This is a genomic window from Methylophilus luteus (assembly GCF_042676265.1).
In the GTDB taxonomy this organism is placed as follows: Bacteria; Pseudomonadota; Gammaproteobacteria; order Burkholderiales; family Methylophilaceae; genus Methylophilus; species Methylophilus luteus.
The window spans coordinates 211,674-237,104 of record NZ_JBHTKB010000001.1; the positions used below are offsets into that span (position 1 = coordinate 211,674).

Here is a 25,431-nt window from a genome sequence, read left to right on the forward strand (position 1 = left end):
AGCGCTGCGGAGAGTGAATTCAGGCTGTGGTCAATTTATCAATTGGTCATTATATTTATTTTTTGCAAAAAACCAGCAACTCGCATAACTCTTTTTTATCAGCGCGCACTGCCAGGCGTGCGACTTTTCCTACACCAAATTCAGAAGAAAATGCATGGTGTGTTTACCGGCCACACCGCATGATAGCCCCACTACAACAAGGTCATTGCAGTGACGAATGACTGGATTTAAAAAATCATTCCACCAATTACCAGGAGATTGACCATGACAACAGCAACACCTGCAGCAGTGAAAAAAACCAGCCCAACCAAAGCTGCCCCAGCCAAAGCCACGGCATCAAGCCGCGTCAAACACGATGTGATCGTGTTATTGAAAAATGATCATGACGAGGTTAAAAAAATGTTCAAACAGTACGACAAACTGGCTGAAAAAGGCGATATCAAGGCTAAGGTGAAGCTCTCCAATAAAATCTGTGCTGAACTGATCGCCCATAGCATGGCAGAAGAAGAGGTTTTTTACCCTGGTGCACGCAGCGCCACTGAAGATGATGCGTTGATCAATGAAGGCATCGTTGAGCATGACAATGCCAAAGACCTGATCGCCCAGCTCCAGGCCATGGACCCTGCAGACCCTATGTACGATGCCAAGGTCACTGTGCTGGGCGAATATATCACCCACCATGTGGATGAGGAAGAAGAAGAGATGTTTCCCGAGGTGAGAAAATCCAAAGAACTGGATCTGCGCAGTCTGGCAGTAACTTTCACTGCGCGTAAACAGGAGATACTGGCGCAACTGCAAGGCGACGATGGCGAGATAGCGCCGCAGCAATTCAAAAAACTGATAGGTACGCCAGCAAAACATTAACGCTGCCTTGAACTGCAGCACACCGGGCCCGGGGATGATGTCTCCGGGCCTGGCTTTTTATATCAGGCATGGCAGTGCGCTTTAAAACGGGCGCAGCCTATGACTGGTACAAATGATTTTCCTTGATGTAATACAGCACTTTTTCTGGGATGCCAGCTATGCGGGTGTCACCTTGCGCCAGCTGCGCCCGTATGCGGGTGGAGGAAAGGTCAGGTGGCGTGATTGGCAAGTAACTGATCAGGCCGTGTGTTTGTGCGGCGAACTGTGCGGCTGCCTGGTCTATATCCACCAGTTTATTTTGATGCGCAGCGTGCAGTTGCAGGGTGTGCGCTATATCTGCTCTGTGCACGATCAACAGATGACAGTAATCCAGTAATTCCTGCCAGCGATGCCAGGTTGGCAGTTGCAGGTAGCTATCCTGGCCCATGATCAGGCATAACGCCATGTCAGGCAGGCGGTGGCGTAGCAGGTGCAAGGTCTCTATAGTGTAAGACGGCCCCTGCCGGTCAAGCTCGCAGGTGTCGAGTATGAAATGCGGATGATCAGCGATGGCTAGCTGAACCATATTGGCTCTATGCTGGGCGGTGACTGTCGGTATGGCTTTATGTGGCGGGATGGCGGCCGGGATAAAACGGATCTGGCTGCAATGCAGGGTATCAATGACGCTTTGCGCCAGCGCGATATGGCCGTTATGGATAGGGTTGAAAGTGCCGCCAAACAGTCCGATGATTTGCATTTTAATGATTCTTTCGGCGCATTAATCAATCTTCATTGCATCAATCGGGCACACCGCAACGCCTTTAAGCGCCCGATTTTTGCAATTTGTCAGGCCCGAACGTGGCCGTCACCGAGCACGATGTATTTCAGCGATGTCAGGCCATCCAGGCCCACCGGGCCACGCGCGTGCAGTTTGTCGGTAGAAATACCGATTTCTGCACCAAAGCCATATTCAAAGCCATCGGCAAAGCGGGTGGAGGCGTTGACCATAACACTGCTGGAATCGACTTCACGCAGGAACTGGCGCGCCTTGGTGTAGTTTTCGGTGACTATCGCCTCGGTATGCTGGCTGGAGTACTGGTTGATATGGGCGATCGCCTGATCCAGGCCGCTGACGACCTTGCACGAAATGATGGCATCCAGATATTCAGTGTAATAGTCCTCTTCAGTCGCCGATTTGGCTTGCGGGACGATGGCGCGTGTCTCGTCGCAGCCACGGATCTCCACGCCTTTGCTGATCAGCATCTCGGCCAGTTTAGGCAGTGCGGTTGGGGCGATGCTGCGCGCCACCAGCAGCGACTCGGCGGTGTTGCAGGTGCCCAGGCGCTGGGTCTTGGCGTTTTCCAGTATGCGTAGCGCTTTATCGAGGTCGGCTTCATCATCAACATAGATATGGCAATTGCCATCCAGGTGTTTGATGACAGGGATGCGCGCATCACTGCTGATGCGTTCTATCAGGCCTTTGCCACCGCGTGGCACGATCACGTCCACATATTGTTTCATGGTGATCAGCTCACCTACAGCCGCGCGGTCTGTGGTTTCCACTACCAGCACTGCAGCTTGTGGCAAGCCAGCCTGCTGCAAGCCCTGATGCACGAGTTTAGCCAGCGCCTGGTTGCAGTGTATGGCTTCAGAACCGCCACGCAGGATACAGGCGTTGCCGGACTTGATACACAGGCCGGCCGCATCCACCGTGACATTCGGGCGGGCTTCGTAAATGATGCCTATCACCCCCAACGGCACACGCATCTGGCCGATCTGGATGCCGGAAGGGCGGTATTTGAAATTGCTCATTTCGCCTATAGGGTCTGGCAGGCTGGCGATCTGTTCCAGGCCTTCTGCCATGGTCGCCACAGATTTTTCGCTGAGTGCCAGGCGGTCCAGCATGGCGGCTTCCATGCCATTGGCTTTGGCCGCGTCCAGGTCTTGCTGGTTGGCGGCGAGCAGGGCTTTTTCGTGATGGCGGATCAGGCTGGCGATATTGCGCAGGGCCTGGTTCTTGGTGTTGGTATCCGCTTTAGCCATCAAACGGGAGGCGGCGCGCGCCTGCTCTCCCAGTTGTTTCATATAGTGTTGAATGTCCATAACTTGTTATTTTATCCTAAACCAGCTTTTTTACCCTGAATGTTAGCGTGCTCTTGCCCTGGCCGATCTGCTGGCCGCCATACGCGCAATGCCGGTACACAAGCGGGATAGCTCCAGCCAGGCATCGCCATCGCCTACGCCTTTTGCCATTCGGTCTATGTCTGACAATTTTTGTAGTGCTGCTTCGATATGTTTCTGCGGTAAAAATTCCAATGCACGTTTGACTAATTGCTGGCGGTCGCCAAACAGCCTGGCCTGAGTCAGTGCATTTTGCATGGATTGCCCGCTTTGCATGGCGATGCGGACCTGCAACAATGGCCGGAACAGCCACACCAGCGGGTTCATGACGGTGACTGCGGTCTCACCTTCTTCACGCAGGCCTTCTATGATGCGCAGTATGCGGCTTTGATCGCCTTGCAGCATGGCTTCGCCCAGTTGCGAGACATCAAAACGCGCGACATTGAGCACGCATTGCCGTATCGCCTGTTCCGACAAGGGGCCAGCCGGGTATAACAAACCCAGTTTCTGGATCTCCTGGTGCGCCGCCAGTAAATTGCCTTCTACCTGCTCGGCGATAAAACGGCGTGACACTTCATCTGCGCTCTGTTGTTGCAAGGCCAGCCGCTGGCCTATCCAGTCCGGCAGTTGTGCCAGCGGCACCTGGTTGTGAATCAGCACCACCCCTTGTTGCAGCAAGGCTTCATACCAGGCGCTGTTAGTCATGTCGCGGTCGGGCGCGGGCAGGGTGATGATGATGGTGGTGTCGGCTGCTGGCAGCTCGGCCAGTTGCTGCAGGGCTTTGGCGCCTTCTACCCCGGGTTTGCCAGTGGGGATATTGATCTCAAGTATGCGGCGCTCGGCAAACAGCGAGAAGCTCTGCAAAAACTGGCTGATCTGCCCCCAGTTGAAATAACGCTCTACGGTAAAACTGGCGCGCTCCTGCGCACCCTGTTGCCTGGCGGCGGCGCGGATCTGGTCCAGCGATTCAGTGATAGACAGCGGCTCGTCACCGGCCAGCACGAACAGGTGCTGCCTGGGTGGCAGGTGCTGTGACAATTGCGCAGCCTGGATGCGCATAGGCTACTCGGCTTTTTTCAACGCTGACAGGCGGCGCAAGATACCATTCATCACATCGGTCTGCATGCTATCAGTCAGCAATTTCTGCTCTGTCTGTTTTGCCAGCAAGTTGGCGTCATTATAGGTATAGTCACGGCGGCCTTCCATGACCAGCGGCAGGCTCCAGGTCGGCTCGCCTGCGATCTTGGTACGGTATTGCACACGGTAGTACAGCTCGTATTCACGCACCACACCGGTACCGCTCAGAGAAAGAATGCGTTGCTCATTCTCTTCCTTGAGCAATTCGAGCTGCAGCTCGGCATCTTCCCCACTCTCCACCAGCTTGACGCCTTGCTCGGTCAGCGCTTTGCGTAAAGGCGTGGAAATGGTGGAGTTGCCGGAAATGAACATAGTCTTGAACGCGATCGGTGAAGGCTGGCGTAACTGAAAACCGCAGCTGCTCAGTGCGGCCAGCAATACCAGCCAGCCGCAGTGCTGCACAGCCTTGCTTAGAGAAAACCGGCTCAGCAAGTCAGGCGTCAGGCGGGAAAGCAGCATGGTCATCCTTTCTACGATGTTCACTACAATGTTTACTATGGTGTTCACTACAATGTTTAATAGTGGCGTTGCTTAGGCAACGACGATGTTAATCAATTTGTTAGGCACGACAATGATCTTTTTAACGCTGCCTTCATTGAGGAATTTCTGTACGAAATCCTGGTTGACGGCAGTCGCTTCTATCTGCTCTTTGGCCATGCTCTTGGGAATATTGATGCTGCCACGCAACTTGCCGTTCACTTGAACCACATATTCCACTTCGTCCTGCACCAGCGCCGAGTTGGCAGGTTCCGGCCATTTGGCGGCCAGGATATCCTCACCCAGGTTCAGCGTTTGCCACATGACCTGGGCGATGTGCGGGGCGATAGGCGACAACACGCGCAGCAGTATGCTGTAGCCTTCAAAAGCCACCGCTGACCAGTCTTTTTCTGCTTCTTTCTGCAGCTTTTCCAGCGTGTTCAGTATCTTCATGCAGGCAGAAGCCACGGTGTTGAATTGCAGCTTGGCCAGGTCGACATTGGCCTGTTTCAACACAGTGTGGATCTCGCGTCTGTGGTTAGCCAGTTCGCCGGTCAGTTTGTTAGGCATTTCTGCCGCCTGGGTCTCAGACAGGCCGTAACCATAATTCCATACCCGTTTCAGGAAACGGTGCGAGCCTTCCACGCCGCTGTCAGACCATTCCAGCGTCTGCTCAGGCGGTGCGGCAAACATCATGAAGAAACGGGCGGTATCGGCACCGTATTGCTCTATCAGTGATTGCGGGTCCACGCCGTTGCGCTTGGATTTGGACATGGTGCCTATGCCCTGGTAATCGATGGCAGACCCATCGGCCAGCAGTTTGGCACCGGTGATCTTGCCATTGTCATCCTGTATCAGTTCTATTTCTTCAGGCGCAAAGTACTCAATGCCGCCTTTTGCCGTACGCCGCGAGAAGATATGATTGAGCACCATGCCTTGCGTCAGCAGATTGGCAAACGGCTCGTCATAATTCACCAGGCCGAGGTCGCGCATGACTTTGCTCCAGAAGCGCGAATACAGCAGATGCAGAATCGCATGTTCAATGCCGCCTATGTACTGGTCTACCGGCATCCAGTGGTTGGTTTGTGCGTCGACCATGGCAGAGTCGCTAAAGCCTGAGGCATAGCGTGCGTAATACCAGCTGGAATCGACAAAGGTATCCATGGTGTCAGTTTCACGCTTGGCCGGTTTGCCGCAGCTAGGGCAGGAGGTATGCAGAAAATCTTCGCGCTTGTTGAGCGGGTTGCCTGAACCGTCAGGCACGCAATCTTCCGGTAGCCTGACCGGTAACTGGTCGTCCGGCACCGGCACGCTGCCACAGCTTTCGCAATGTATGATAGGGATAGGGCAGCCCCAGTAACGCTGGCGGGAAATGCCCCAGTCGCGCAGGCGCCAGTTAGTCTGTTTGCCACCCAGGTCTTTTTCGGCCAGGTCGGCAGCCACTGCATCTACGGCCTGCGCATAGTTAAGGTCGTTGTATTTGCCTGAATAGATGCACACACCTTTGTTCTTCTCGCCATACCACTCTTGCCAGGCGCTGGTGTCAAAGGTCTGGTCCATGACGCTGATCACCTGTTTGATAGGCAACTGGTATTTTTTGGCAAAGCCAAAATCACGTTCGTCATGTGCGGGCACGGCCATCACGGCGCCTTCGCCATAAGTCATCAGCACATAGTTGCCCACCCACACCGGCACCTGTTCGCCAGTCACCGGATGCAGCACGCTCAGGCCGGTGTCCATGCCTTCTTTTTCCATGGTCGCCATATCGGCTTCCATCACAGAACCTTGCTTGCATTTATCGATAAAGGCTTGCAGAGCAGGGTTGTTTTGCGCGGCATGCGTGGCTAGCGGATGCTCGGCCGCCACCGCGCAGAAAGTCACGCCCATGATGGTGTCGGCGCGGGTAGTGAACACCCACAGCTTGCCGTCATCTATGAGCTGGCCGGCGTCATTTTGAATGTTGTGCGTGAACGCGAAACGTACCCCCACGCTTTTGCCTATCCAGTTGGCCTGCATGGTTTTTACGCGCTCAGGCCAGCCTGGCAGTTTGTCCAGGTCGTCCAGCAGTTGCTGGGCGTGGCCGGTGATATTCAGATAATAACCGGGGATCTCGCGTTTTTCGACCAGCGCGCCGGTGCGCCAGCCGCGGCCGTCTATCACCTGCTCATTGGCCAGTACCGTCTGGTCTACCGGGTCCCAGTTGACGACCTGGGTTTTTTTGTAAGCGATGCCTTTTTCCAGCATGCGCAGGAACAGCCACTGGTTCCATTTGTAATATTCAGGCTGGCAGGTGGCCAGCTCGCGGCTCCAGTCTATGGCAAAGCCCAGTGACTGCAACTGCTTGCGCATGTAAGCGATATTGTCATAGGTCCATTGTGCCGGCGGCACCTTGTTTTGAATGGCTGCATTCTCGGCCGGCAGGCCGAACGCGTCCCAGCCCATAGGCTGCAGCACGTTGAAACCCTTCATGTGGTGGTAGCGGCTGAGCACGTCACCTATGGTGTAGTTACGCACATGGCCCATATGCAGCTTGCCGCTAGGGTAGGGGAACATGGACAAACAGTAGTACTTGGGTTTGTTACTTTCCGGTTTGGCTAAAAAGCTTTGTCTGGCGCCCCAGAATTGCTGTGCCTGTTGTTCGACTTCTTTATATGGATACTGCTGTTGCATGGGGGCTAGTAAAGCTCTTAACGAAAACGATAATTATACCTGAGAACCCTGCGGCTGGTTGTTTGTGAGGGGAGGGCTAGCAGCATGCCAAATATACTGATCGGCTGATATAAACCAATAAACCAGTTGCATGGTTGAAATAAGCCAATATTGATGTCTGTATTTAAGAGTTTTTGCGGGCGCAGGCACGTTTGTAAGTATATTTGCATAAATAAATCAACGAGATAATGATTATGAAAATTACATTGGTGTAAATGTTGCTTATCCCTCCGCGTCATTTTTAAAACAAGAGGACGAAGAGGATGTACACAACAAATAAAAAAATCATAGTCGCTGCCACGGCAGTAGCGATGGGTGTCAATGTTGCAAATGCTTATGCAGAAACACAGGGAAATCAAGCAGAGAGTTTAGAAGTGGATTCAGTGGTGGTGAAAGGCATTTTGCCGGACCGCCTGGAAACCGTGCCTGGTTCATATAGCGTGGTGGATGAAAAAGCCCTCAATGAACGCAGGCCGTTTTCATTGCAAGAAGCGATCAATAATGTGCCTGGCGTACACATCGTGGGTGAGAATACCTTTGGCCTGGGCGTCAATATCGGTATCAGGGGCATGGACCCCAGACGTACCTCACGCACATTGCTGATGGAAGATGGTATGCCATTGTTCCTGGGGCCGTATGGCGACCCTTCGGCGCACTACACCACTCCTATAGAGCGCGTACAGCGGATTGAAGTCGTCAAAGGCTCCGGCCAGATCTTATATGGCCCGCAGACGGTAGGTGGCATGATCAACTTTGTGACCAAGCCCGTGCCAAAGAACGGATTTGAAGGTAGTGTCACCGGCATGGTGGGTAACAATGACTTTACCGGCTTTGCCGCAAACCTAGGTGTAGGCGGCGAACAGGGTGGCATCATGATAGATGCGATACAGAAAAAAGGGGATGGTATCCGCAAGAACCATGACTTTGAAATGCGCGAGCTGATGGTCAAAGGCCAGCTCAACCTGACTGAAAGCCAGCGTATCATTGCTAAAGTTGGTTACTATGAAGAAAATTCTCATGTATCCGAAACAGGTTTGGGCGCGATTGAGTACGCGCAGGACAAGTACCAGGCGCCTACCGGTAAAAATGACAGGTTTGAATACGAGCGCAAGTCATTGCAACTGCAACATATCTTCGATATCAATGCCAACACCACTTTAACTACAAACGCCTATTATGTGGATGCATTCAGGACTTCGTTCAGGCAAATCAATGCACCTGGCACTATAAGCGGCTCACCTGATATTCAAACAGGTGTCTCTGTCATGGATAGATGCCAAAGTTTAGGTCCGGCAACAGTCGCCAATGCAGCTCAGTGCGGTGGCCGCCATCGTCCAAGAAGCTATGATTACTATGGGTTTGAGCCTAGGTTAGATATCAAACATAGCCTATTCGGCATTGAAAGTAGTGCGGTCGTTGGCTTTAGATATCATGAAGAAGGCAACAAGCGTCAGCAGTTCAGGGATGCTGATCCACGCGCGCAAAGTTTGTCTTATGCCAAAGCATTCGGTGATTTCCGCGAGGATATCCGTATCGATATCGAAGCGAAATCCTACTATGCGCAAAACACTTTTTACCTGGGTGACTGGACATTGACACCAGGCTTGCGTGTTGAGGATTACAAGAAGAAAATCAATGTGTTGCAGGCAGAGGGAGACCCACAAGGGTTTGCTAAAACCAACAGCCAGACCGTATGGTTGCCAGGCATAGGCACTACCTGGAACGGCATCGCCAATACCACGGTATTTGCCGGTATACACCGAGGCTTTGCCCCACCAAGGCCATCACGTGATATCAACTTTGATGATCTGGCCGGATTGGATGCGATCAGCAGTACACGCGCTGAAGAAAGCACCAATACTGAAATCGGTGTACGCTCTTCTTATTTCAAAGGCGTCGGTTTTGAAGCGACATTGTTCAATATCGATTTTGATGAGATCGTGATCCAGCGAAACGCGGGTGACTTTATCAATGCCGGTAAATCTCAGCAAACTGGCCTGGAACTGGCAGCACGCGTAGATTTCGGCAGGATTTATGACAGCCCGCATAATTTCTACATCGCCGGTAATTACACCAACCTGTTTACCGCCAAATTCAAGAAAAACACCGATGAAACCACCGGCGGTAACCGTTTGCCATATGCGCCACGCGATATTGCGTCCATCAACTTTGGTTATCAGCACCCGGTCGGCATCAACGCACGTATCGGTGTCGATTACGTGAGCCAGCAATATGTGGACCCCGATAACAGCACGGTAGAGAGCCTAGATGGCCAGGAAGGCAGGATCCCTGCTTATACCTTGCTAAATGCGTCGGTTAACTTTAAGCCGGTCGGCTCCAAGCTCACTTATTTCATGAGCGGGCATAACCTGGCTGATAAAGAGTATTTAATCAGCCGTGTTGACGGTAAGGTTGCAGGACGCCAGCGTCAGGTATTTGCCGGTATCCGTTACGACTTCTGATAGATAGCAGGACTTTGCTGTTCACAGAGCCCGGGTTTAACAGAACCTGGGTTTTAACAGAGCCTCTTATTTAACAGAACCTGAAGCTCAGCAGAGCTTAAATAACAAAAAGCCCGCAGCAAGCGGGCTTTTTGTTCAGCTGCACAGCTTATTTCAATGCAGCAAAGATTTCTTCTTTAATGGCATTGAGCTCACCCAGGCCATTGACCTTGACATACTGTGGCGCGCCGCTGACACCGGATTTCGCCCAGTCTGAGTAATAGCCTATCAGTTGCTCGGTCTGGTCATGGTAGACCTGCAGGCGTTTGAGCACCACTTCTTCCTTGTCGTCCTCGCGCTGTACCAGATCTTCACCTGTGCTGTCGTCTTTACCGGCGACTTTAGGCGGGTTGAATTTCACATGGTAGGTGCGGCCAGAAGCCGGGTGGCTGCGGCGGCCGCTCATGCGCTCGACGATGGCTTCATCCGGTACATCGATCTCCACCACATAATCAATCGCTACACCGGCGTTTTTCATGGCTTCTGCTTGCGGAATAGTGCGCGGGAAACCGTCAAACAGGAAACCGTTGGCGCAATCTGCGTCTTTGATACGCTCTTTCACCAGGCCTATGATCACTTCATCAGGCACCAGGCCGCCCGCATCCATGAATTTTTTGGCTTCCAGGCCCAGCTGGGTACCTGCTTTTACCGCTGCACGTAACATGTCACCAGTAGAAATTTGTGGAATGTTGTATTTTTCTTTGATGAAAGTGGCCTGAGTACCTTTACCGGCACCAGGTGCACCCAGCAGAATCAAACGCATGTCATGCTCCAGGAGATTGTTTTTGAGAAAAGAATAATTATATCAGGCTAAAAAAAGCTGGCCTAACCTAATCGTTTTAAACTTCGCTATCGTTTTAAACTTCTCTGGCGTTTTAAACTTCACTGGCGCCAGTTAGTGAATGAGAGGTGGCGGCAATATGATTGCTGATGGTGACAAACTCGGCGACGCTGAGGTTTTCGGCCCTTAATTGCGGGTTGATCGCCAGCGCGGTAAAGCCGTCATCATCCAGCAGGCCTTTCAGGGTGTTGCGCAAGGTTTTGCGGCGCTGGCCGAAAGCTGCCAGCACCACTTTGGCAAACAGCGCTTCATCGCTGGCCGGATAAGGTAATTGTGCATGCGGCACGCAACGCACAAAGGCGGATTCTACCTTGGGCGCAGGTTCAAACGCTTCCGGCGGTACGGTGATCAGGTATTCCATCTGCAAGCGGTATTGCAGCATCACTGAAAGCCTTCCGTATTCAGGCGTGGACGGCGCTGCCACCATGCGTTCTACCACTTCTTTCTGCAGCATAAAGTGCATATCTATGATCTGCGCGGTGTTCTCCAGCAGCTTGAACAGGATGGGGCTGGAGATGTTGTAGGGCAGGTTGCCGACCACGCGTATGCGCTCGCCTATGCTGCTGAAGTCGAATTTAAGCACATCCGAGTTGTGTATGCTGATCTTGCTGGCAGGGTAAAACGATTGCATCCACTGAATGATGTCGCGATCTATCTCTACCACATGCAGATGGTCCAGCTGTTTGAGCAAGGGTTGCGTCATGGCGCCCAGGCCGGGGCCTATCTCTACCATGAGGTCATCTGGCACCGGTTGTATCGCGGTGATCAGGCTGTTGATGATGCCCTGGTCGGTAAGGAAATTTTGCCCAAAACGTTTTTTGGCTAGGTGTTTCATGTAGTCGTATGCTCGTGGAGTAGGTGGTTCGCCGGTAGCCCGGTTCAGTCTGCTGTGACGCGTTTTTGTACCATTTCTATGGCCAGGTTGATGGCAGTGAGCATGCTGCCCACATCGGCCTGGCCGCTGCCGGCAATGTCCAGCGCCGTGCCATGGTCGACTGAGGTGCGTATGATAGGCAGGCCCAGGGTGACATTGACGCCTTCACCAAAACTGGCATGTTTGAGTACCGTCAGGCCCTGGTCATGGTACATGGCCAGAAAAGCATCTGCTTTGGCCAGGTTTTTTTGCGAGAACATGGTGTCGGCCGGTAGTGCACCTATCAGCTGCATGCCTTCTGCGCGTAGTACATCTAGCACCGGGTTGATGGTATTGATCTCTTCGTCGCCCAGATAGCCGTTTTCACCGGCATGCGGGTTAAGGCCGGCGACATAGATCACCGGACTGGCGATGCCGAATTTTTGCACCAGGTCTTGGTGCAGTATGCGCAGCGTGGTGGTCAGCGCCTCGCGGGTGATGGCGTTGCTCACCTGTGTCAGCGGCAGGTGGGTAGTGGCCAATGCCACGCGCATGCCACCGCCAACCAGCATCATCACCACTTGCGGGGTGCCGGTAGTGTCTGCCAGATATTCGGTGTGGCCGGTAAAGGCTATGCCTGCGTCATTGATGATGCCTTTGTGCACCGGCGCGGTGACCATGGCGTCAAACGCGCCAGCTTCACAGCCTTCACGGGCCTGGTCTAGCATGGCTAGTACATAAGGGCTGTTCTTGGGGTCCAGCGTGCCTGCGGTGACAGTGGCAGCTGCCAGCACCGGCAGTACACACAGGCTGCCGTCGCCCGCATGTGGCGGCGCAATTTCTTCATAACAATGCAGGGTCAGGGGAATATCCAGTTGCGCAGCCCTGGCCTGCAGGGCATGCGGGTCGGCCAGGATCACCAGTGCGGCAGGCACTGCGGTGTGCGCCAGTTTGACACAGATATCCAGGCCTATCCCGGCAGGCTCACCAGCGGTAATCGCGATACGGGGGAGCGTGGTCATCCCTTGATTAAAACTTATCTTCCAGGCGCAACTCGACAAATGCCTTATCACGCAGCTCGTGTATCCACTCGTTATAGGCTTCTTCCGCCTTGCGTGCGCGTATCTCCTGGCGTGCTTTCAGGCGTTTGGATTCTTTGGACATATCCTGTTTGCGGCGCTCTATGACCTGGATGATGTGCCAGCCAAACTGGCTGCGCACCGGCGCACTGACTTCGTTAGGCGCCAGTTCGGCCATGGCTTTTTCAAACACCGGCACCGTATCGCCAGGGTTGATCCAGCCCAGGTCGCCGCCACTCGAAGCACTGCCATCGTCAGAATACTGGCGTGCCATGTCCTGGAAAGGGGTGCCGTGATCTATACGTTCTTTGATGGATTCGATCTTTTGCTGGGCTTCCTTGTCAGACAGCACCTCGTTCGGTTTCAGCAGGATATGGCGCACATGGGTCTGGTCTACGATCAGTGTGCTGGCGCCGGCGCGTCTTTCGTTGAGTTTGAATATATGCACGCCGCTGCCACTGCGGATAGGGCGCGACACACCGCCCACTTCCAGGCCTTTGATCAGCTCTACGAACTGGGCAGGCATTTGCTGGCCACTGCGCCAGCCGAGTTCGCCGCCTTCCAGCGCGTTGGGTGCGTCAGAAAAATTAGCCGAGGCTTTCTCGAAACTCATGCCTTCAGACATGGCTTTGATCGCCTGCTCGGTACGCAGCCTGGCTTTCTGGATATCTTCCGGTGAGCTGTCTTCTGGCAGGCGGATCAGGATCTGCGAGATATTGAATTCGTCGAGGTCGCCTTCTTTTTCCTGCGTGGTCAGGTAGTTATCGATCTCGGCTTCAGAAATATTGATCTTGTTATCAACATCACGCTCTCTTAAACGCGTGAGTATGATGTCGTTGCGTATGTCTTCACGGAACTTGTAAAACTTGGTGCCGTCTTCTTCCAGCGCTTTTTTAAAGGCCGGCATGGTCAGTTTGTTCTGTTCGGCGATACGCTCTATGGTTTTATCTAGTTGCGGGTCGTCGACCTTGATGCCGGTTTGCGACGCCAGCTGTAATTGCAGGCTATCGACGATCAGGCGTTCCAGTATCTGTTTCTGCAGCACATCTTCCGGCGGTAGTTCCACGCCTTTTTTGGTCATTTGCGCTCTGACTGATTCCATGCGGTCCAGCATTTCGCGTTCAGTGATCACGGATTGATCCACCACCGCGATGATCCTGTCCATCTTTTCGATAGAGGGTTTATCTGCCGCACTGATGTTCGCTGAGACGCCCAGCAAAAGCGCAGCGCCAACAGCCGAGTGTAGGAATGTGGATAAGTATTTCATCATTGGGTGTTCTGGTCTCTGTAAATTCCCGGGATATCATTGGTGCGCATATAAGTCGGGATATTGCGCTTGATCACGTTTAACGGGTTGGCCCCTATGGAAGTCAGCCCACCCAGTTCGAGTTGAAAAAACATGGCATAGTTCGCGTCGGCAGTCGCTGTTTGTACGCGCTGCATGACGGCTCTGCCTTGCCAGCATCCGGCATCATACTCCAGGCCCGCCAGCATTTGTACCGCATTGCCATCACGGATGGAGTAGTTCAGGCGGCCCACGCCGTACCAGCGGTTACCCAGCGGCCATTGGCCGGCAGTATCGATCTGCTCCAGGGTGTTGGCAGTGTAACGGTAGCCGAAACTGAATGATTTGCCAGGCTCGGGATTATAACGCAGCAGGTAGTTGTTACGTTCCATATTGCCGCGGTCGGGGTCATACTGCCAGTAGGTGTCCAGGTTGAGGCGGCTGGAAAGACGTGCCGTGAATGCGGCCAGGATATCAGACGACTTGCGCGTACTGGGCGAGGTGGTCGGCATATACACTTCCAGGTCATCAAAATAGAAGCGCTGACCCAGGGTGCCGCTAAGGCGCTCAATGCCGGTCTCGCTGTCTATCAGGCGGCTGGTCACTGCCAGTGTGACCTGGTTGGCGTTATTGATCCTGTCGTCACCACTGAACTGGTTCTCGTAAAAGATGGAGTTCTGGTTCAGTGTGTTGAGCGAAGTATCAAAAATAGGGATCTTGGTCTGGTCCCTATACGGGATATACACATAGTAGGCGCGTGGTTCCAGCGTGTGCGTGTAGTTGGTATCGAACAGGTTGGCCTGGCGGTCAAAATACATGCCCGAATCCAGGCTGACGATAGGCAATGTGCGGTTCAGCTGGTTGTATTCTTCGGTGTAACCCAAGGGCACATTGCCGGTCAGGCTGTATTGCGTGGTCTGTATGCCGACCTTGGGCGTGATGAAGCCATATGAATTCTTCATCGGGTAAGAGATAGACGGGTATAAGCTGAAGCGGCTGCCACTTGGCGCATTCACCATTTCTTTCATGGCGTCAAAATAAACGTATTGCGCACCGGTGTTGGTGGTGAAACCTTTCCAGTCATTGGTATAGGTCGCGGTCAGTTGCGGCAGGCGCTGGTAGACGAACGACAGGTTATCCAAGTTTTGGTAGCGTTGTATGGTACCGTTAAAGGTCAGGTGTTCGTCGCCATAATTGACGAATGCGGTTTGCCCGAGGTTGACCCGCGACGTCACCTGTATCCTGGTCGCCATTTCAGAGAAATATTTATCATCCGAGACTTTTTCCAGACTATAGCCGCCAGACCAGTGGTCACTGAACTGGTGTCTGTGCGCCAGCTTGGCGTAAAAGCGGTCTTGGCCGGTCATGCTGTCATTGTCCAGGTACTCGAAGTTATTCGAGCCCATATAGTTCTCGCCCAGGTAGCGGAACTCGCCCTGGAATTGTATGCCGCGTTTGCTCAGCACGCGTGTCGCCAGCGTGGCATCCTTATCCGGGCTGATATTGATGTAGTACGGCGTCAGCAGCTCGAAACCACTGCGTGAAGTCGTCCCCCACAACGGCGCCAGCAAACCGGTTTTACGCTGGTTGTTATAGGAGAAACTCATCCATGGCGTATACAGGATAGGCACACCCTTGAACTCGACGTAGGCATTGGTCGCTTCGCCGGTGCGTGTGTAATCATTTAATTCCAGGCTGCCGGTCTTGATATACCAGTCATCGACATCGGCTGCACATGAGGTGTAGCTGGCGCCTTTCAAGCGCTTGATATTCTGCCCTTCAAAAAACACCTGCTTGGCCGAGGCGCGGATGTTATCAAAAGAAGTCTTCTTTTCCTGGTTGCTGAATGAGGCGTTGTCATCAATGTAGCGTTTGGGGTCGCTGACCAGGATAGCCTGGTCGTCGAGCAAGGTATTGGTGTCGTCATTGCTGGGCCTGGGCGGGGCGCTTTTAAACTCTATGGTCACATCGCGCATCTCGCCGATATTCTCACTCAGGCGCATGCGCAGTACCGGGCCTTTAATGGTGGTCAGGCCGGCCGAGATCACCGCATTACCTTCTACCTGCAACTCATCGTTCTGCATGTCGTAACGGATCTCGTCGCCGGTGACCTGCTGGCCATCCTTGCGGATCACCGCATTGCCGGTGGCCCACATCTGCCTGTCCATGCGCAGTTTCAGGGTGTCGCCTTCGATCTCGACCGCCCCTGGCAGGCTGGCATTCTCGGCGACCATCACCGCAGGCGCAGTGGCATCATCAGCCCGCACGTGTGCAGACACCATGGTGCCGGTCGCGACCAGCGCCAGGATCAGGCGTATGCCGCGCTCACGTGAAGTGGAAGAATGAACTTGCAAGTTAGTCAAAGAGTGATAATTTCAGTAGGCTCCGCGGGTCGCAGAGTGGTTATATGCATGCAATTCGTGCCACCTGGCCGGATGCCCCATTCATTTGGGCTATATTATTCATTAAAACGCTTAAAAAGTCATTTTTCACTTAAAATGTGAGCCGCATTTTAACAGCAAGCGCGTGCACTTGAACCGCTTATTCATGATCCGGGAAAAATCTGTGGATAGAACACAACAACTTGACCTATGGCTGGCACAAGTACTAGACCAGCCTTATACGCTCACCACCGCTTCTGCCGACGCCAGTTTCCGGCGCTATTTCCGCGTGCATCTGCCACAGCAGACCTTGATCGCCATGGACGCGCCGCCACCGCAGGAGGACTGCAGACCATTCGTGCAGGTGGCCGAACGGCTGCTGGCCGCCGGTTTGAATGTACCTAAAGTGATCGCCCAGGATGTCACTCAAGGCTTTTTATTACTGAGTGACCTCGGTAACGATACCTACCTTTCCAAACTCACCGCGCAAAACGCCAAAGCCTTGTATGGTGATGCCTGCCAGGCGCTGATCAACATGCAACTGGCCACCGATAAAGACGCGTTGCCGCCGTATGACGCGGCCTTGCTGATGCGCGAGTTACAGCTGTTCCCCGACTGGTATGTGGCTAAACATTTGGGTAAAACATTGTCAGCAGAGCAGCAGGCGGTGCTGGACAAGACCTTTGCCCAGCTGATAGACAACATTCTGCAGCAACCGCAGGTGACTGTGCACCGGGACTATCATTCGCGTAACCTGATGGTCACCACAGAAAATAACCCTGGCGTGCTGGACTTTCAGGATGCGGTGATAGGCGCTATCACTTATGACCTGGCCTCGCTGTTTAAAGACGCGTATATCCGCTGGGATGAAGAAGAGCTGATGGATTGGGTAGTGCGCTACTGGCAGGCGGCAAAAAAAGCCGGTCTGCCGGTGAATGAGGATTTCGGCAGCTTTTATAAAGATTTTGAATGGATGGGGGTACAGCGCCACATCAAGGTGCTGGGCATTTTTGCGCGCCTGTATCACCGCGACGGTAAAGACGGTTACCTCAAGGATATGCCGCTGGTCATGCAGTATCTGCAGGCAGCCTGCGAGCGGTATGTAGAGTTGCGGCCTTTACTCAGGTTGTTGCAGTCACTGGAAAAGGCTGCCTGAACATGCGCGCCATGATACTGGCAGCAGGGCGGGGCGAGCGCATGCGCCCGTTGACCGACCACACGCCCAAACCATTGCTGCCAGTCGGTGGTAAACCGCTGATCGTGTGGCACATAGAGCGGCTGGCGCAGGCGGGCATACGCGAGATCGTCATCAACCATGCCCATCTCGGTCAGCAGATAGAGCAGGCGTTGGGCGATGGCCGGCAGTGGCAGGTAGATATTCAATATAGCCCTGAGCAGACCGCCCTCGAAACCGCCGGTGGTATCGCCCAGGCTTTGCCATTGCTGGGCGAGCAGCCGTTTCTGGTGGTGAATGGTGATGTGTTCACCGATATAGACTATGCCACTCTTGCTCTGCCTGCAACCAGCGCTCTACCTGAAGCCAAACTGGCGCATTTAGTGATGGTGGATAATCCGCCGCAGCATGCGCAGGGTGATTTTGCGTTAGAGTATGGGCTGGTGAAAGAGACCGGCGAGCATAAACTGACCTTCTCCGGTGTCGGTGTCTATCACCCGCAGTTATTTCAGCATGTAGTGCGCGGCCAGCCGGCAAAGCTGGCGCCGCTGTTAAAAACCGCCATGCAGCAGGCATTGGTCAGTGGCCAGCACCATACCGGTATCTGGCATGATATAGGTACGCCGGAGCGTTTGCAGCAGATAGACGCATGGCTGAATACAACAAAAAATCAGGGGGATGCATGAGACCGCCATACGAACATAAAACCGACAAGATCGCGCACCAGGCGTTGATGTGGATAGAGCGCCTAGGGCTGGGCCTGGTGACCATCGCCACTTTTTTCTCGCTGGCACATGAGCTGGCACGCATGTGGAATGTAGGCATGGTAGGGCTGGGTGATCTGCTGCAGCTGTTCTTGTACCTGGAAGTGTTTTCCATGATCAATAGCTATTTCGGCACCGGAAAACTGCCCATGCGCTATCCCATCTATATTGCCATGGTCGCCCTGGCGCGCTATCTGTTACTGGATATGAAAGAAATGACAGAGACACATATGCTGGCAGTATCGGCAGCTATCCTGATACTGGCTATTTCAGTGCTGGTGATGCGCTTTGGCCATTCCCGCTATCCATACGAGGATATCCCCGAGCAAAAGCGCGACCTGCTATAGAGCCTGAGACCAGGCGGCAGATGCAGGCGCCTGAGACCAGGCGTCTGAGGCAGGCGTCTGAAGCTGGCCAGGCAGCCTGTGCTTAGGCGGCTGCCAGCTCTTCTGCGATCAGCGTGACCTGGTTACGCCCTTTGGCCTTGGAGGTATACAGGGCCTGGTCGGCACGATTGAGGAAGCTTTCTGCGCTTTCGCCAAGCTGATACGCGGTCACCCCCAGCGAGATGGTGACATTGGAGATCAGTTTGCTGGTGATGTTGTTTTTAATGCTGATATTCGCCACATGCTGGCGTATGTTCTCGGCCACTTCCCTGGCGGTTTCCAGCGGCGTATGTGGCAATAACAACACGAATTCTTCACCGCCATAGCGGGCGGCGGTATAAAGCTCGCCAGAAACGGCTTTCATGATCCTGGCCACTGCCTGTATCACTTTATCGCCAAACAAATGGCCGTAGGTATCATTGACGCGCTTGAAAAAATCGATGTCGCCTATGATCAGGCAAGTGTCTTCTAGGCTGGATGCCGATGCCAGGCTCTGGTTCAGCGCATGGTCGAAGCCCCGGCGGTTCATCAGGCCGGTCAGCCCGTCTGAAATCGCTTCCTGTTTGGCTTTGACGATCTCATTTTTTAAAGCGGCGATCTCCTGCATACTGCTGTGCAGCTGGTCCTGCAAGGTATGCATGGACTGCTGGATATTGGCGGTTTCGGATAACAGTTCGCCCATGTGGCGCGCCACTTCGCCATCCAGTTGCTGCAGTTCACCAGACCAGGCATCCAGCGTCTTCCTGAATTGGGTGGTCTCATGGCCGGCTTTGATGGTAGAAGCATTGATATCCGACACCACATGGTTAAAGCGGTCTACGATATTTTGTGCGCTGTCAGCATCCAGGCTGGCAATATGTTTGTTGAATAACTGGGCAGTGCTTTTTTCGTTAAGTTTCTTCTCTTTGTCTATCAGGGAGTTGACTTCGTCTATCAGGTGCGCGTGCTCACCAGACGAGTATTCGTACCAGACGGCGTAGCTGACCGGATGGAAGGCAGCATCCTGCATGGACATATGCTGGATGGCCTGTCGCAGAAACTCTGCACTTTTTTCTTTACTGATTTCGTATTGCATGGTGTCTCTTTAGCAATGTTAAAATTCAAAGCTGATTTATTGGTTTTCTCACCTAATTAAGGGTGTTAACGGATGGCAATCGCTATTTTTGAGAGTAGCAATCAATAAAAACTGTAAATTATTTTTATCACTAAATAATTTTTGCCGAAAAGATGTCTATGAATAACAATGATCTGATGCAACTGGTCACCCTCAGAATGCCTTATGGCAAATACAAGGACAGGCTGATCGCCGACCTGCCCGGGCACTACCTCAACTGGTTTGCACGCGATGGCTTTCCCAAAGGCGAGCTGGGGCGCTTGCTGCAATTGATGCAGGAGATAGACCACAATGGCCTCAAAGACTTGCTACAGCCTTTACGTGGCCATAATGAGGCCAGGCATGACTAGGCGCTGGTTTGCAGCATGTCTTCTAGTAGTCTCTACGCTGTTGCATGCAGAAGAGCCGTGGCAATCGGTTGCCTATCTGCAGCAGGCATTCAGCGAGATCGCCTTGCATAGTGAATATAACCCGGGAGAACAGCCGGTACGCAAATGGCTGCAACCGGTCAGAGTGTGGCTGGAACATCATACCGACCAGAGCGAGCAGCACAGTCTACTCACCAAGTACCACTTTCAGCATCTGGCCAAGATCACCGGCCACCCCATCAGTTTTGCCAGCTCGCGGCAGGAAGCCAACTTTATCGTGGTGTTCTCGCACCTGCAGCTGTGGCGCAATGATATCGCCCTGGTCAGCGGTGATCTATCCATCAAGCCACCGAACGATGCTGCCTGCATGTTTGGCCTGAATCTGGATGATAAAAAGGCGATCAGGAAAGCCTGGGTGGTGATCCCGGTCGATCATGCGCAGGAGCACAGGCAATTGCTGTCGTGTATCGTCGAGGAAACCACGCAGGCGATGGGCCTGCCCAGCGATTCGGACAAAGTCTTCCCCTCGGTGTTTAACGACCACACACCAGAGTCATTGCTGACTGGCCTGGATGCCTTGTTGCTGAAAATGCTGTATCAGCCTGCGATCAAGCCTGGCATGCGCGGCGCGCAGGTTAAACCCATATTAGCCAATATTCTGCAGAAATGGCAGGCAGACGGCACCATAGAGCAGGCGGAAAAAAATGTCAGGCAGTCCGAGCTATATGAAATGATGGGGTTCTGAGGCCGGTCCGGCTTTGAACCATTCCAGCAAATGCGCACCAAATAAGCTAAAATGCCCAACCATCCAGGATTACCTTTGAGTTTTTCCATGCACGAATTTTCCCAGCGTCGTCAACAACTGATGTCCCGCATGCAGGCCGGGATCGCAGTCATTCCCACTGCGCCAGAAGTGACGCGTAACCGCGACAGCCATTACCCCTACAGGTTTGACAGCTACTTTTATTACCTGACCGGTTTTAAAGAACCCGAGGCGGTGCTGGTGCTGCTGGCCGGGGCAGAAAACAAAAGCATACTGTTTTGCCGCGATAAAGATATAGAGCGCGAGATCTGGGATGGTTTTCGCCATGGCCCGGCAGCGGCAAAAACAGAATTCGGTTTTGATGAAGCCTATTCCATCAGCGAGCTGGATGAAGTATTGCCCAAACTGATGGCCAACCAGCCGTCGCTGTTTTATAGCCTGGGTGCAGATGCAGGATGGGACAGCAAAGTCACCGGCTGGCTGAATACGGTACGCGCGCAGACACGCACTGGCATACAGACGCCGGCGACGGTGGTTGATGTGTGTCAATACCTGGACAGTATGCGCCTGGTTAAATCCCCGTGGGAAGCCGACCTTATGCGCAGATCGGCGCAGATCGCCGCCGCCGCGCACAACCGCGCCATGCAGGTCGCCAGGCCTGGCAAGTGGGAATACCAGCTGGAAGCGGAGTTCCTGCATGGGTTTTATAGCCAGGGGGCACAGGCACCTGCCTATACCAGCATAGTCGCCGGTGGTGCCAATGCCTGCACCTTGCACTACAACGCCAATAATGCCCAACTGCAAGATGGCGACCTGCTGTTGATCGATGCCGGTTGTGAGCTGGATGGTTATGCCTCTGATATCACGCGTACCTTTCCGGTCAACGGGCGTTTCAGCGCGCCGCAGAAAGATCTTTACCAGCTGGTGCTGGCTGCCCAGGCTGCGGCCATCGCCAGCGTCAGCACGCAGCAGCACTGGAATGCGCCGCACGAAGCTGCGCTTGAGGTGCTGGTGGATGGCTTTATCCATTATGGGCTGTGCCAGGGTAGCCGTGAACAAGTGCTGGAGAATGGCAGCTATCGCCAGTTTTACATGCACAGGACCGGCCACTGGCTGGGCCTGGATGTGCATGACGCCGGCGAATACAAAACAGCCGCCGGTGACTGGGTCATGTTGCAGGCAGGCAATGTGCTGACAGTGGAACCGGGCTGCTATGTGCGGCCGGCCGACAATGTGCCTGCGCATTTCTGGAATATCGGTATCCGTATTGAAGACGATGTGCTGGTGACTGAGACCGGGCATGAAGTACTCACGGCGGCAGCGATCAAATCCGTGACTGACATAGAAGCGCTGATGCGCGACAGAACATAACCATGATTTTTCAACAAAGGCCTCAGCTGTGAAGCAAAACGTTGCGCATCCACTAGTGCCTGCTCAACCATTAGTGATAGGCGGCGGCCCGGTCGGCCTGGTGCTGGCGTTATCGCTGCAACAGTCCGGCGTGCCGGTGACTGTGCTCGAAGCGCAGCAGCAGGGGGCCATGTACGGCGATGGCCGCGCCCTGGCCTTGTCTTATGGCACGCGCCAGGTGCTTGAACAACTAGGTGTGTGGGACAGGCTGGCAGCGGCTGTCACCGCCATAGAAACCATACATGTGTCGCAGCAGAAAGGCCTGGGCCGTGCTTTGCTCAAGGCGAGTGAGCACCAGTTGCCAGCGCTGGGCTATGTGGTGTCTTATGGCGCACTGATGCAGGCGCTGGATGCACGCCTGGCGGAAACCGCCGGTATAACAGTACGCTACCAGGTGCCGGTGCAGCATTTGCATGTAGATGCCGCTGCGGCAGAAGTGACTTTGCTGAGCGCGACGGCCACTGAGCCTGAGGTGCTGCTGACCCCGCTGGCCGTGGTCGCTGATGGCGGCCGCAGCCTGGAAGCCATCCCCGGCTTGATCCGCGACACCAAACATTACGGCCACGATGCGCTGGTCGGCCTGGTGCAGACTGAACTGCCGCACCGCAATATCGCCTACGAGCGTTTCACGCCGTATGGCCCGATGGCGCTGTTGCCTAACGGCGAACAGTTCTCCCTGGTCTGGACCGGTGAGCAGGCCTATATAGACCAGATCAGCGCCCTCGATGACGCTGCCTTTTTACAGGCACTGCACCAGGCGTTCGGTGACCGCGTCGGCAAATTCACGCACATAGGCAAACGCGGCCGCTTCCCGCTCAAACTCAGTAAACTGGAACAGACTTTTGCTGCGCATTGTGTGGTAATAGGCAATGCCGCGCAAACCATGCACCCGGTCGCCGGGCAAGGTTTTAATGTAGGCATACGTGATGCCATGGCGCTGGCAAACAATATCGCGGCCAGTGCCGCAGACGAGTGGGGTGCAGCGCACCGGCTCAGTGCCTATCAGCAGTCGCGTGCCCGCGACAGCGGGCGCGGCTTGCTGTTCACCGATTTCCTGGTCAATGTGTTCTCCAATGACCTGATAGGCGTAGGGCTGTTGCGCGGGGCTGGCCTGGGTGCACTCAGCCTGCTGCCGTTCGCGCGCCGCTTCCTTGTCAATAAAATGAGTTATGGTAGTTGAGTGATGGCAGCTAGCAAAATCCTGATCAGCACTGAGGTGGTCATCGTAGGTGCCGGGCTGGTAGGCCTGACAGCGGCGATCGCTTTGTCCAGGCTGGGTAAGAAAGTGGTGCTGACCGATGCCGGCTCACGCCCGCTACTGGCTGAAAACTGGGTGCAGGACACCAGCCACTGGGATGCGCGTATCTATGCCCTGACCAATGAAAGCGTGCACTGGCTGCAACAGATAGGCGTGTGGCAGCATGTGCCAGCCAGCCGTATCAATGCCATGAGCGCCATGCATCTGTGGTCACCCACCGCCATGCATGCCACACCCAGCCTGCGGCTGGCTGCCGAGGATGCGCATCTGGCGCAAATGGGCTGCATAGTCGAAAGCCAGGCCCTGATCGCAGCGTGCTGGCAGGTGCTGGCAGAGTCAGACCTGACCATCATCACCGATGCGGCGGCGCAATCATTGCAACATGCAGGTCACAATGTGCAGTTAAGCTTGCCGCAACATGTCATCACCGCGCAGTTGCTGCTGGGTGCCGACGGTGCCCGTTCATGGGTACGTGCGCAAAGCGGTGTCAGCGTCAGCCGGGTAGATTTTGAGCAGACCGCCCTGGTGACCAATTACCTGGCCGAACAGCCGCACGGCAATATCGCCAGGCAATGGTTCGGCAACCATGAGACACTGGCATTGCTGCCCATGCCGCAACAGCAGGTGTCGCTGGTGTGGGCATTACCCCATGCGCAAGCCGTGGAAAAACAGCGCCTGGCACCGGCCGCACTGGCAGCCGAGGTAGCGCAGCGCTGTGGCCATGTTCTGGGCAGCTTGCAGCCTAATGGCCCGCTGTTGAGCTTTGCGCTGGTCCAGCAAACTGCCGATGATATGGCATTGCCTGCAGTACTATTGTTAGGTGATGCCGCGCACCAGGTGCACCCTATGGCCGGGCAGGGCGTCAATCTGGGTTTCCAGGACGTGCAGGCCTTATGCCTGGAACTGGCCAAACTGCCTGCCTTGCGCCCACTAGGCGATGCGCGCTTTTTGCGGCACGTCATGCGCATGCGGCAAATGGATATCCTGAAGATGCATACATTGACACGCGGCCTGGATAAACTGTTCGCGCGCGCGGAGCCGGTATGGACGCATGCGGCGATTCTTGGTTTACGCGGGCTGGAAAACAGTGCTATGCTAAAACGATTTTTAATTCGCACAGCCACCCAGGGGTGAGGGTGTTGTGCCCGCTTTGAGAAAGAGTGATTCATGAAAAAAAGTGTTTGGAGTTCTGCCCTGCGCCTGCTCGGTATGTCAGTATTGCCGGGTGTGCTGCTGTTCAGCGCGGTGACCAGTGTGGCTGATGAAGCCTCGGTTAAAAAAGCCATTGAAGCGGCCTACCCCAAGATCAAGGTCGATAGCGTCACTAAAACCAGCTATGCCGGCCTTTATGAGATCTTTATGGGCGGGCAGATCATTTACACCGATGAAAAATTCAGTTTCCTGATCGCTGAAGGCCGCCTGGTAGACCCGAAAACCAAAAAAGACATCACCGGTGAACGCCTGGATGAGCTGACCAAGATAGACTTCAACAGTCTGCCACTGGATCAGGCGATCAAAGTAGTCAAGGGCAATGGTGCGCGCAAGCTGGTGGTGTTCTCAGACGTGGATTGCCCGTTCTGCAAGCGCCTGGAGCAGAACGAGCTGACCAAGATCAACGATGTCACCATTTATACTTTCCTCTACCCGATAGAGCAGTTACACCCGGATGCAGCGAACAAATCGCGCAGTATCTGGTGCGCCAGCAATCGCGTCAAAGCCTGGCAGGAGTGGATATTCAATAACAAATTGCCAACCAGCACCGCTAAATGCGAAGTGCCGCTGGAAAAAGTGGGTGAACTGGCGCATAAGATAGGCGTGAACAGTACACCGACCATGTTCTTTGAAAACGGCAAGCGTATGTTAGGCGCACAGCCGGCTGACGAGATAGAGAAGTCTCTGCAGACTGCTAAAAAATAGTTTTTTACCTGACTGCGTATATGCAAAAGGCCGGTTCTCCGGCCTTTTGT

21 protein-coding genes and 1 pseudogene are annotated in these 25,431 nt (G+C 54.1%); 11 read left to right on the forward strand and 11 right to left on the reverse strand.

Going from position 1 to position 25,431, the window contains the following annotated elements; translation table 11 throughout:
• Positions 1-264: 264 nt before the first annotated feature.
• Positions 265-864, forward strand: coding sequence for a hemerythrin domain-containing protein (locus ACFQ1Z_RS00890; protein WP_379054706.1), 600 nt, complete (start codon positions 265-267; stop codon positions 862-864).
• A gap of 97 nt (positions 865-961) precedes the next feature.
• Here the strand turns inward: ACFQ1Z_RS00890 and nadD are convergent, their stop codons facing one another.
• From nadD to leuS, 5 genes are all read right to left on the reverse strand, one after another.
• Entirely contained in the window at positions 962-1,600 is a 639-nt protein-coding gene (gene nadD / locus ACFQ1Z_RS00895; RefSeq protein ID WP_379054708.1) for a nicotinate-nucleotide adenylyltransferase, read from the reverse strand.
• A gap of 89 nt (positions 1,601-1,689) precedes the next feature.
• Complete coding sequence (locus ACFQ1Z_RS00900; protein ID WP_379054710.1) at positions 1,690-2,946, reverse strand: glutamate-5-semialdehyde dehydrogenase; 1,257 nt, start codon at positions 2,944-2,946, stop codon at positions 1,690-1,692.
• A gap of 42 nt (positions 2,947-2,988) precedes the next feature.
• The gene (gene holA, locus ACFQ1Z_RS00905; RefSeq protein ID WP_379054712.1) at positions 2,989-4,023 is read right to left on the reverse strand and encodes a DNA polymerase III subunit delta; all 1,035 of its coding nucleotides are present in this window, start codon (positions 4,021-4,023) and stop codon (positions 2,989-2,991) included.
• 3 nt (positions 4,024-4,026) lie between these two features.
• Entirely contained in the window at positions 4,027-4,560 is a 534-nt protein-coding gene (locus ACFQ1Z_RS00910; RefSeq protein ID WP_379054714.1) for an LPS-assembly lipoprotein LptE, read from the reverse strand.
• A gap of 72 nt (positions 4,561-4,632) precedes the next feature.
• The gene (gene leuS / locus ACFQ1Z_RS00915; RefSeq protein WP_379054716.1) at positions 4,633-7,248 is read right to left on the reverse strand and encodes a leucine--tRNA ligase; all 2,616 of its coding nucleotides are present in this window, start codon (positions 7,246-7,248) and stop codon (positions 4,633-4,635) included.
• A 302-nt stretch (positions 7,249-7,550) separates the two neighbouring features.
• Here leuS and ACFQ1Z_RS00920 point away from each other — a divergent pair, with 302 nt between their 5' ends.
• The gene (locus ACFQ1Z_RS00920; protein ID WP_379054718.1) at positions 7,551-9,749 is read left to right on the forward strand and encodes a TonB-dependent receptor family protein; all 2,199 of its coding nucleotides are present in this window, start codon (positions 7,551-7,553) and stop codon (positions 9,747-9,749) included.
• Between the two features lie 148 nt (positions 9,750-9,897).
• Here the strand turns inward: ACFQ1Z_RS00920 and adk are convergent, their stop codons facing one another.
• The 5 genes from adk to ACFQ1Z_RS00945 all read right to left on the reverse strand — a co-directional run bounded on the left by adk (position 9,898) and on the right by ACFQ1Z_RS00945 (position 16,209).
• Entirely contained in the window at positions 9,898-10,551 is a 654-nt protein-coding gene (gene adk, locus ACFQ1Z_RS00925; protein ID WP_379054720.1) for an adenylate kinase, read from the reverse strand.
• Positions 10,552-10,663: 112 nt separating this feature from the next.
• A complete protein-coding gene (gene rsmA / locus ACFQ1Z_RS00930) occupies positions 10,664-11,464 on the reverse strand; it encodes a 16S rRNA (adenine(1518)-N(6)/adenine(1519)-N(6))-dimethyltransferase RsmA (RefSeq protein WP_379054722.1) in 801 nt (266 codons plus the stop codon).
• Positions 11,465-11,508: 44 nt separating this feature from the next.
• Positions 11,509-12,504 (reverse strand): 4-hydroxythreonine-4-phosphate dehydrogenase PdxA, encoded by a 996-nt coding sequence (pdxA, locus tag ACFQ1Z_RS00935; protein WP_379054724.1) that lies wholly within the window; start codon positions 12,502-12,504, stop codon positions 11,509-11,511.
• Between the two features lie 7 nt (positions 12,505-12,511).
• On the reverse strand, positions 12,512-13,831 hold the full coding sequence (locus ACFQ1Z_RS00940) for a peptidylprolyl isomerase (RefSeq protein WP_379054726.1): 1,320 nt from the start codon (positions 13,829-13,831) through the stop codon (positions 12,512-12,514).
• Positions 13,828-16,209: an LPS-assembly protein LptD gene (locus tag ACFQ1Z_RS00945; protein ID WP_379054728.1), complete on the reverse strand. Its 2,382-nt coding sequence runs from the start codon at positions 16,207-16,209 to the stop codon at positions 13,828-13,830. The genes ACFQ1Z_RS00940 and ACFQ1Z_RS00945 overlap by 4 nt, the downstream gene beginning before the upstream one ends.
• A 202-nt stretch (positions 16,210-16,411) precedes the next feature.
• Here ACFQ1Z_RS00945 and ACFQ1Z_RS00950 point away from each other — a divergent pair, with 202 nt between their 5' ends.
• From ACFQ1Z_RS00950 to ACFQ1Z_RS00960, 3 genes are read left to right on the forward strand one after another with little or no spacing between them, the layout of a single operon-like run.
• Positions 16,412-17,383, forward strand: coding sequence for an aminoglycoside phosphotransferase family protein (locus ACFQ1Z_RS00950; protein WP_379054730.1), 972 nt, complete (start codon positions 16,412-16,414; stop codon positions 17,381-17,383).
• A gap of 2 nt (positions 17,384-17,385) precedes the next feature.
• Positions 17,386-18,087 carry an N-acetylmuramate alpha-1-phosphate uridylyltransferase MurU gene (murU, locus tag ACFQ1Z_RS00955; RefSeq protein ID WP_379054732.1) on the forward strand — a complete coding sequence of 234 codons (702 nt, stop codon included), beginning with the start codon at positions 17,386-17,388 and terminating at the stop codon, positions 18,085-18,087.
• Entirely contained in the window at positions 18,084-18,512 is a 429-nt protein-coding gene (locus ACFQ1Z_RS00960) for a phosphate-starvation-inducible protein PsiE (RefSeq protein WP_379054734.1), read from the forward strand. Before murU ends, ACFQ1Z_RS00960 begins: the two co-directional genes overlap by 4 nt.
• A gap of 82 nt (positions 18,513-18,594) precedes the next feature.
• On the opposite strand, the gene ACFQ1Z_RS00965 is transcribed toward ACFQ1Z_RS00960, so the two are convergent.
• Complete coding sequence (locus ACFQ1Z_RS00965) at positions 18,595-19,626, reverse strand: GGDEF domain-containing protein (protein WP_379054735.1); 1,032 nt, start codon at positions 19,624-19,626, stop codon at positions 18,595-18,597.
• 158 nt (positions 19,627-19,784) lie between these two features.
• On the opposite strand from ACFQ1Z_RS00965, the gene ACFQ1Z_RS00970 reads away from it, so the two are divergent.
• The 6 genes and pseudogenes from ACFQ1Z_RS00970 to ACFQ1Z_RS00995 all read left to right on the forward strand — a co-directional run bounded on the left by ACFQ1Z_RS00970 (position 19,785) and on the right by ACFQ1Z_RS00995 (position 25,381).
• Complete coding sequence (locus ACFQ1Z_RS00970; RefSeq protein ID WP_379054737.1) at positions 19,785-20,015, forward strand: DUF3820 family protein; 231 nt, start codon at positions 19,785-19,787, stop codon at positions 20,013-20,015.
• Positions 20,008-20,778, forward strand: a complete 771-nt coding sequence (locus ACFQ1Z_RS00975; RefSeq protein WP_379054739.1) for a DUF2927 domain-containing protein — start codon at positions 20,008-20,010, stop codon at positions 20,776-20,778. Before ACFQ1Z_RS00970 ends, ACFQ1Z_RS00975 begins: the two co-directional genes overlap by 8 nt.
• Before the next feature lie 87 nt (positions 20,779-20,865).
• Complete coding sequence (locus ACFQ1Z_RS00980; protein WP_379054741.1) at positions 20,866-22,167, forward strand: aminopeptidase P N-terminal domain-containing protein; 1,302 nt, start codon at positions 20,866-20,868, stop codon at positions 22,165-22,167.
• A 25-nt stretch (positions 22,168-22,192) separates the two neighbouring features.
• A pseudogene (locus tag ACFQ1Z_RS00985) lies at positions 22,193-23,386 on the forward strand (FAD-dependent monooxygenase); the annotation flags it as partial.
• A gap of 3 nt (positions 23,387-23,389) precedes the next feature.
• Positions 23,390-24,598 carry an FAD-dependent monooxygenase gene (locus tag ACFQ1Z_RS00990; protein ID WP_379054743.1) on the forward strand — a complete coding sequence of 403 codons (1,209 nt, stop codon included), beginning with the start codon at positions 23,390-23,392 and terminating at the stop codon, positions 24,596-24,598.
• A gap of 75 nt (positions 24,599-24,673) precedes the next feature.
• Positions 24,674-25,381, forward strand: coding sequence for a DsbC family protein (locus ACFQ1Z_RS00995; protein ID WP_379057147.1), 708 nt, complete (start codon positions 24,674-24,676; stop codon positions 25,379-25,381).
• Positions 25,382-25,431: the final 50 nt, after the last annotated feature.

What these genes read in the sequence shown, in the direction of transcription:
- ACFQ1Z_RS00890 (WP_379054706.1), top strand. Translation starts at nt 265, where the DNA reads ATGACAACAGCAACACCTGCAGCAGTGAAAAAAACCAGCCCAACCAAA.
- nadD (WP_379054708.1), bottom strand. Translation starts at nt 1,600, where the DNA reads ATGCAAATCATCGGACTGTTTGGCGGCACTTTCAACCCTATCCATAAC.
- ACFQ1Z_RS00900 (WP_379054710.1), bottom strand. Translation starts at nt 2,946, where the DNA reads ATGGACATTCAACACTATATGAAACAACTGGGAGAGCAGGCGCGCGCC.
- holA (WP_379054712.1), bottom strand. Translation starts at nt 4,023, where the DNA reads ATGCGCATCCAGGCTGCGCAATTGTCACAGCACCTGCCACCCAGGCAG.
- ACFQ1Z_RS00910 (WP_379054714.1), bottom strand. Translation starts at nt 4,560, where the DNA reads ATGCTGCTTTCCCGCCTGACGCCTGACTTGCTGAGCCGGTTTTCTCTA.
- leuS (WP_379054716.1), bottom strand. Translation starts at nt 7,248, where the DNA reads ATGCAACAGCAGTATCCATATAAAGAAGTCGAACAACAGGCACAGCAA.
- ACFQ1Z_RS00920 (WP_379054718.1), top strand. Translation starts at nt 7,551, where the DNA reads ATGTACACAACAAATAAAAAAATCATAGTCGCTGCCACGGCAGTAGCG.
- adk (WP_379054720.1), bottom strand. Translation starts at nt 10,551, where the DNA reads ATGCGTTTGATTCTGCTGGGTGCACCTGGTGCCGGTAAAGGTACTCAG.
- rsmA (WP_379054722.1), bottom strand. Translation starts at nt 11,464, where the DNA reads ATGAAACACCTAGCCAAAAAACGTTTTGGGCAAAATTTCCTTACCGAC.
- pdxA (WP_379054724.1), bottom strand. Translation starts at nt 12,504, where the DNA reads ATGACCACGCTCCCCCGTATCGCGATTACCGCTGGTGAGCCTGCCGGG.
- ACFQ1Z_RS00940 (WP_379054726.1), bottom strand. Translation starts at nt 13,831, where the DNA reads ATGATGAAATACTTATCCACATTCCTACACTCGGCTGTTGGCGCTGCG.
- murU (WP_379054732.1), top strand. Translation starts at nt 17,386, where the DNA reads ATGCGCGCCATGATACTGGCAGCAGGGCGGGGCGAGCGCATGCGCCCG.
- ACFQ1Z_RS00960 (WP_379054734.1), top strand. Translation starts at nt 18,084, where the DNA reads ATGAGACCGCCATACGAACATAAAACCGACAAGATCGCGCACCAGGCG.
- ACFQ1Z_RS00965 (WP_379054735.1), bottom strand. Translation starts at nt 19,626, where the DNA reads ATGCAATACGAAATCAGTAAAGAAAAAAGTGCAGAGTTTCTGCGACAG.
- ACFQ1Z_RS00970 (WP_379054737.1), top strand. Translation starts at nt 19,785, where the DNA reads ATGAATAACAATGATCTGATGCAACTGGTCACCCTCAGAATGCCTTAT.
- ACFQ1Z_RS00975 (WP_379054739.1), top strand. Translation starts at nt 20,008, where the DNA reads ATGACTAGGCGCTGGTTTGCAGCATGTCTTCTAGTAGTCTCTACGCTG.
- ACFQ1Z_RS00980 (WP_379054741.1), top strand. Translation starts at nt 20,866, where the DNA reads ATGCACGAATTTTCCCAGCGTCGTCAACAACTGATGTCCCGCATGCAG.
- ACFQ1Z_RS00990 (WP_379054743.1), top strand. Translation starts at nt 23,390, where the DNA reads ATGGCAGCTAGCAAAATCCTGATCAGCACTGAGGTGGTCATCGTAGGT.
- ACFQ1Z_RS00995 (WP_379057147.1), top strand. Translation starts at nt 24,674, where the DNA reads ATGTCAGTATTGCCGGGTGTGCTGCTGTTCAGCGCGGTGACCAGTGTG.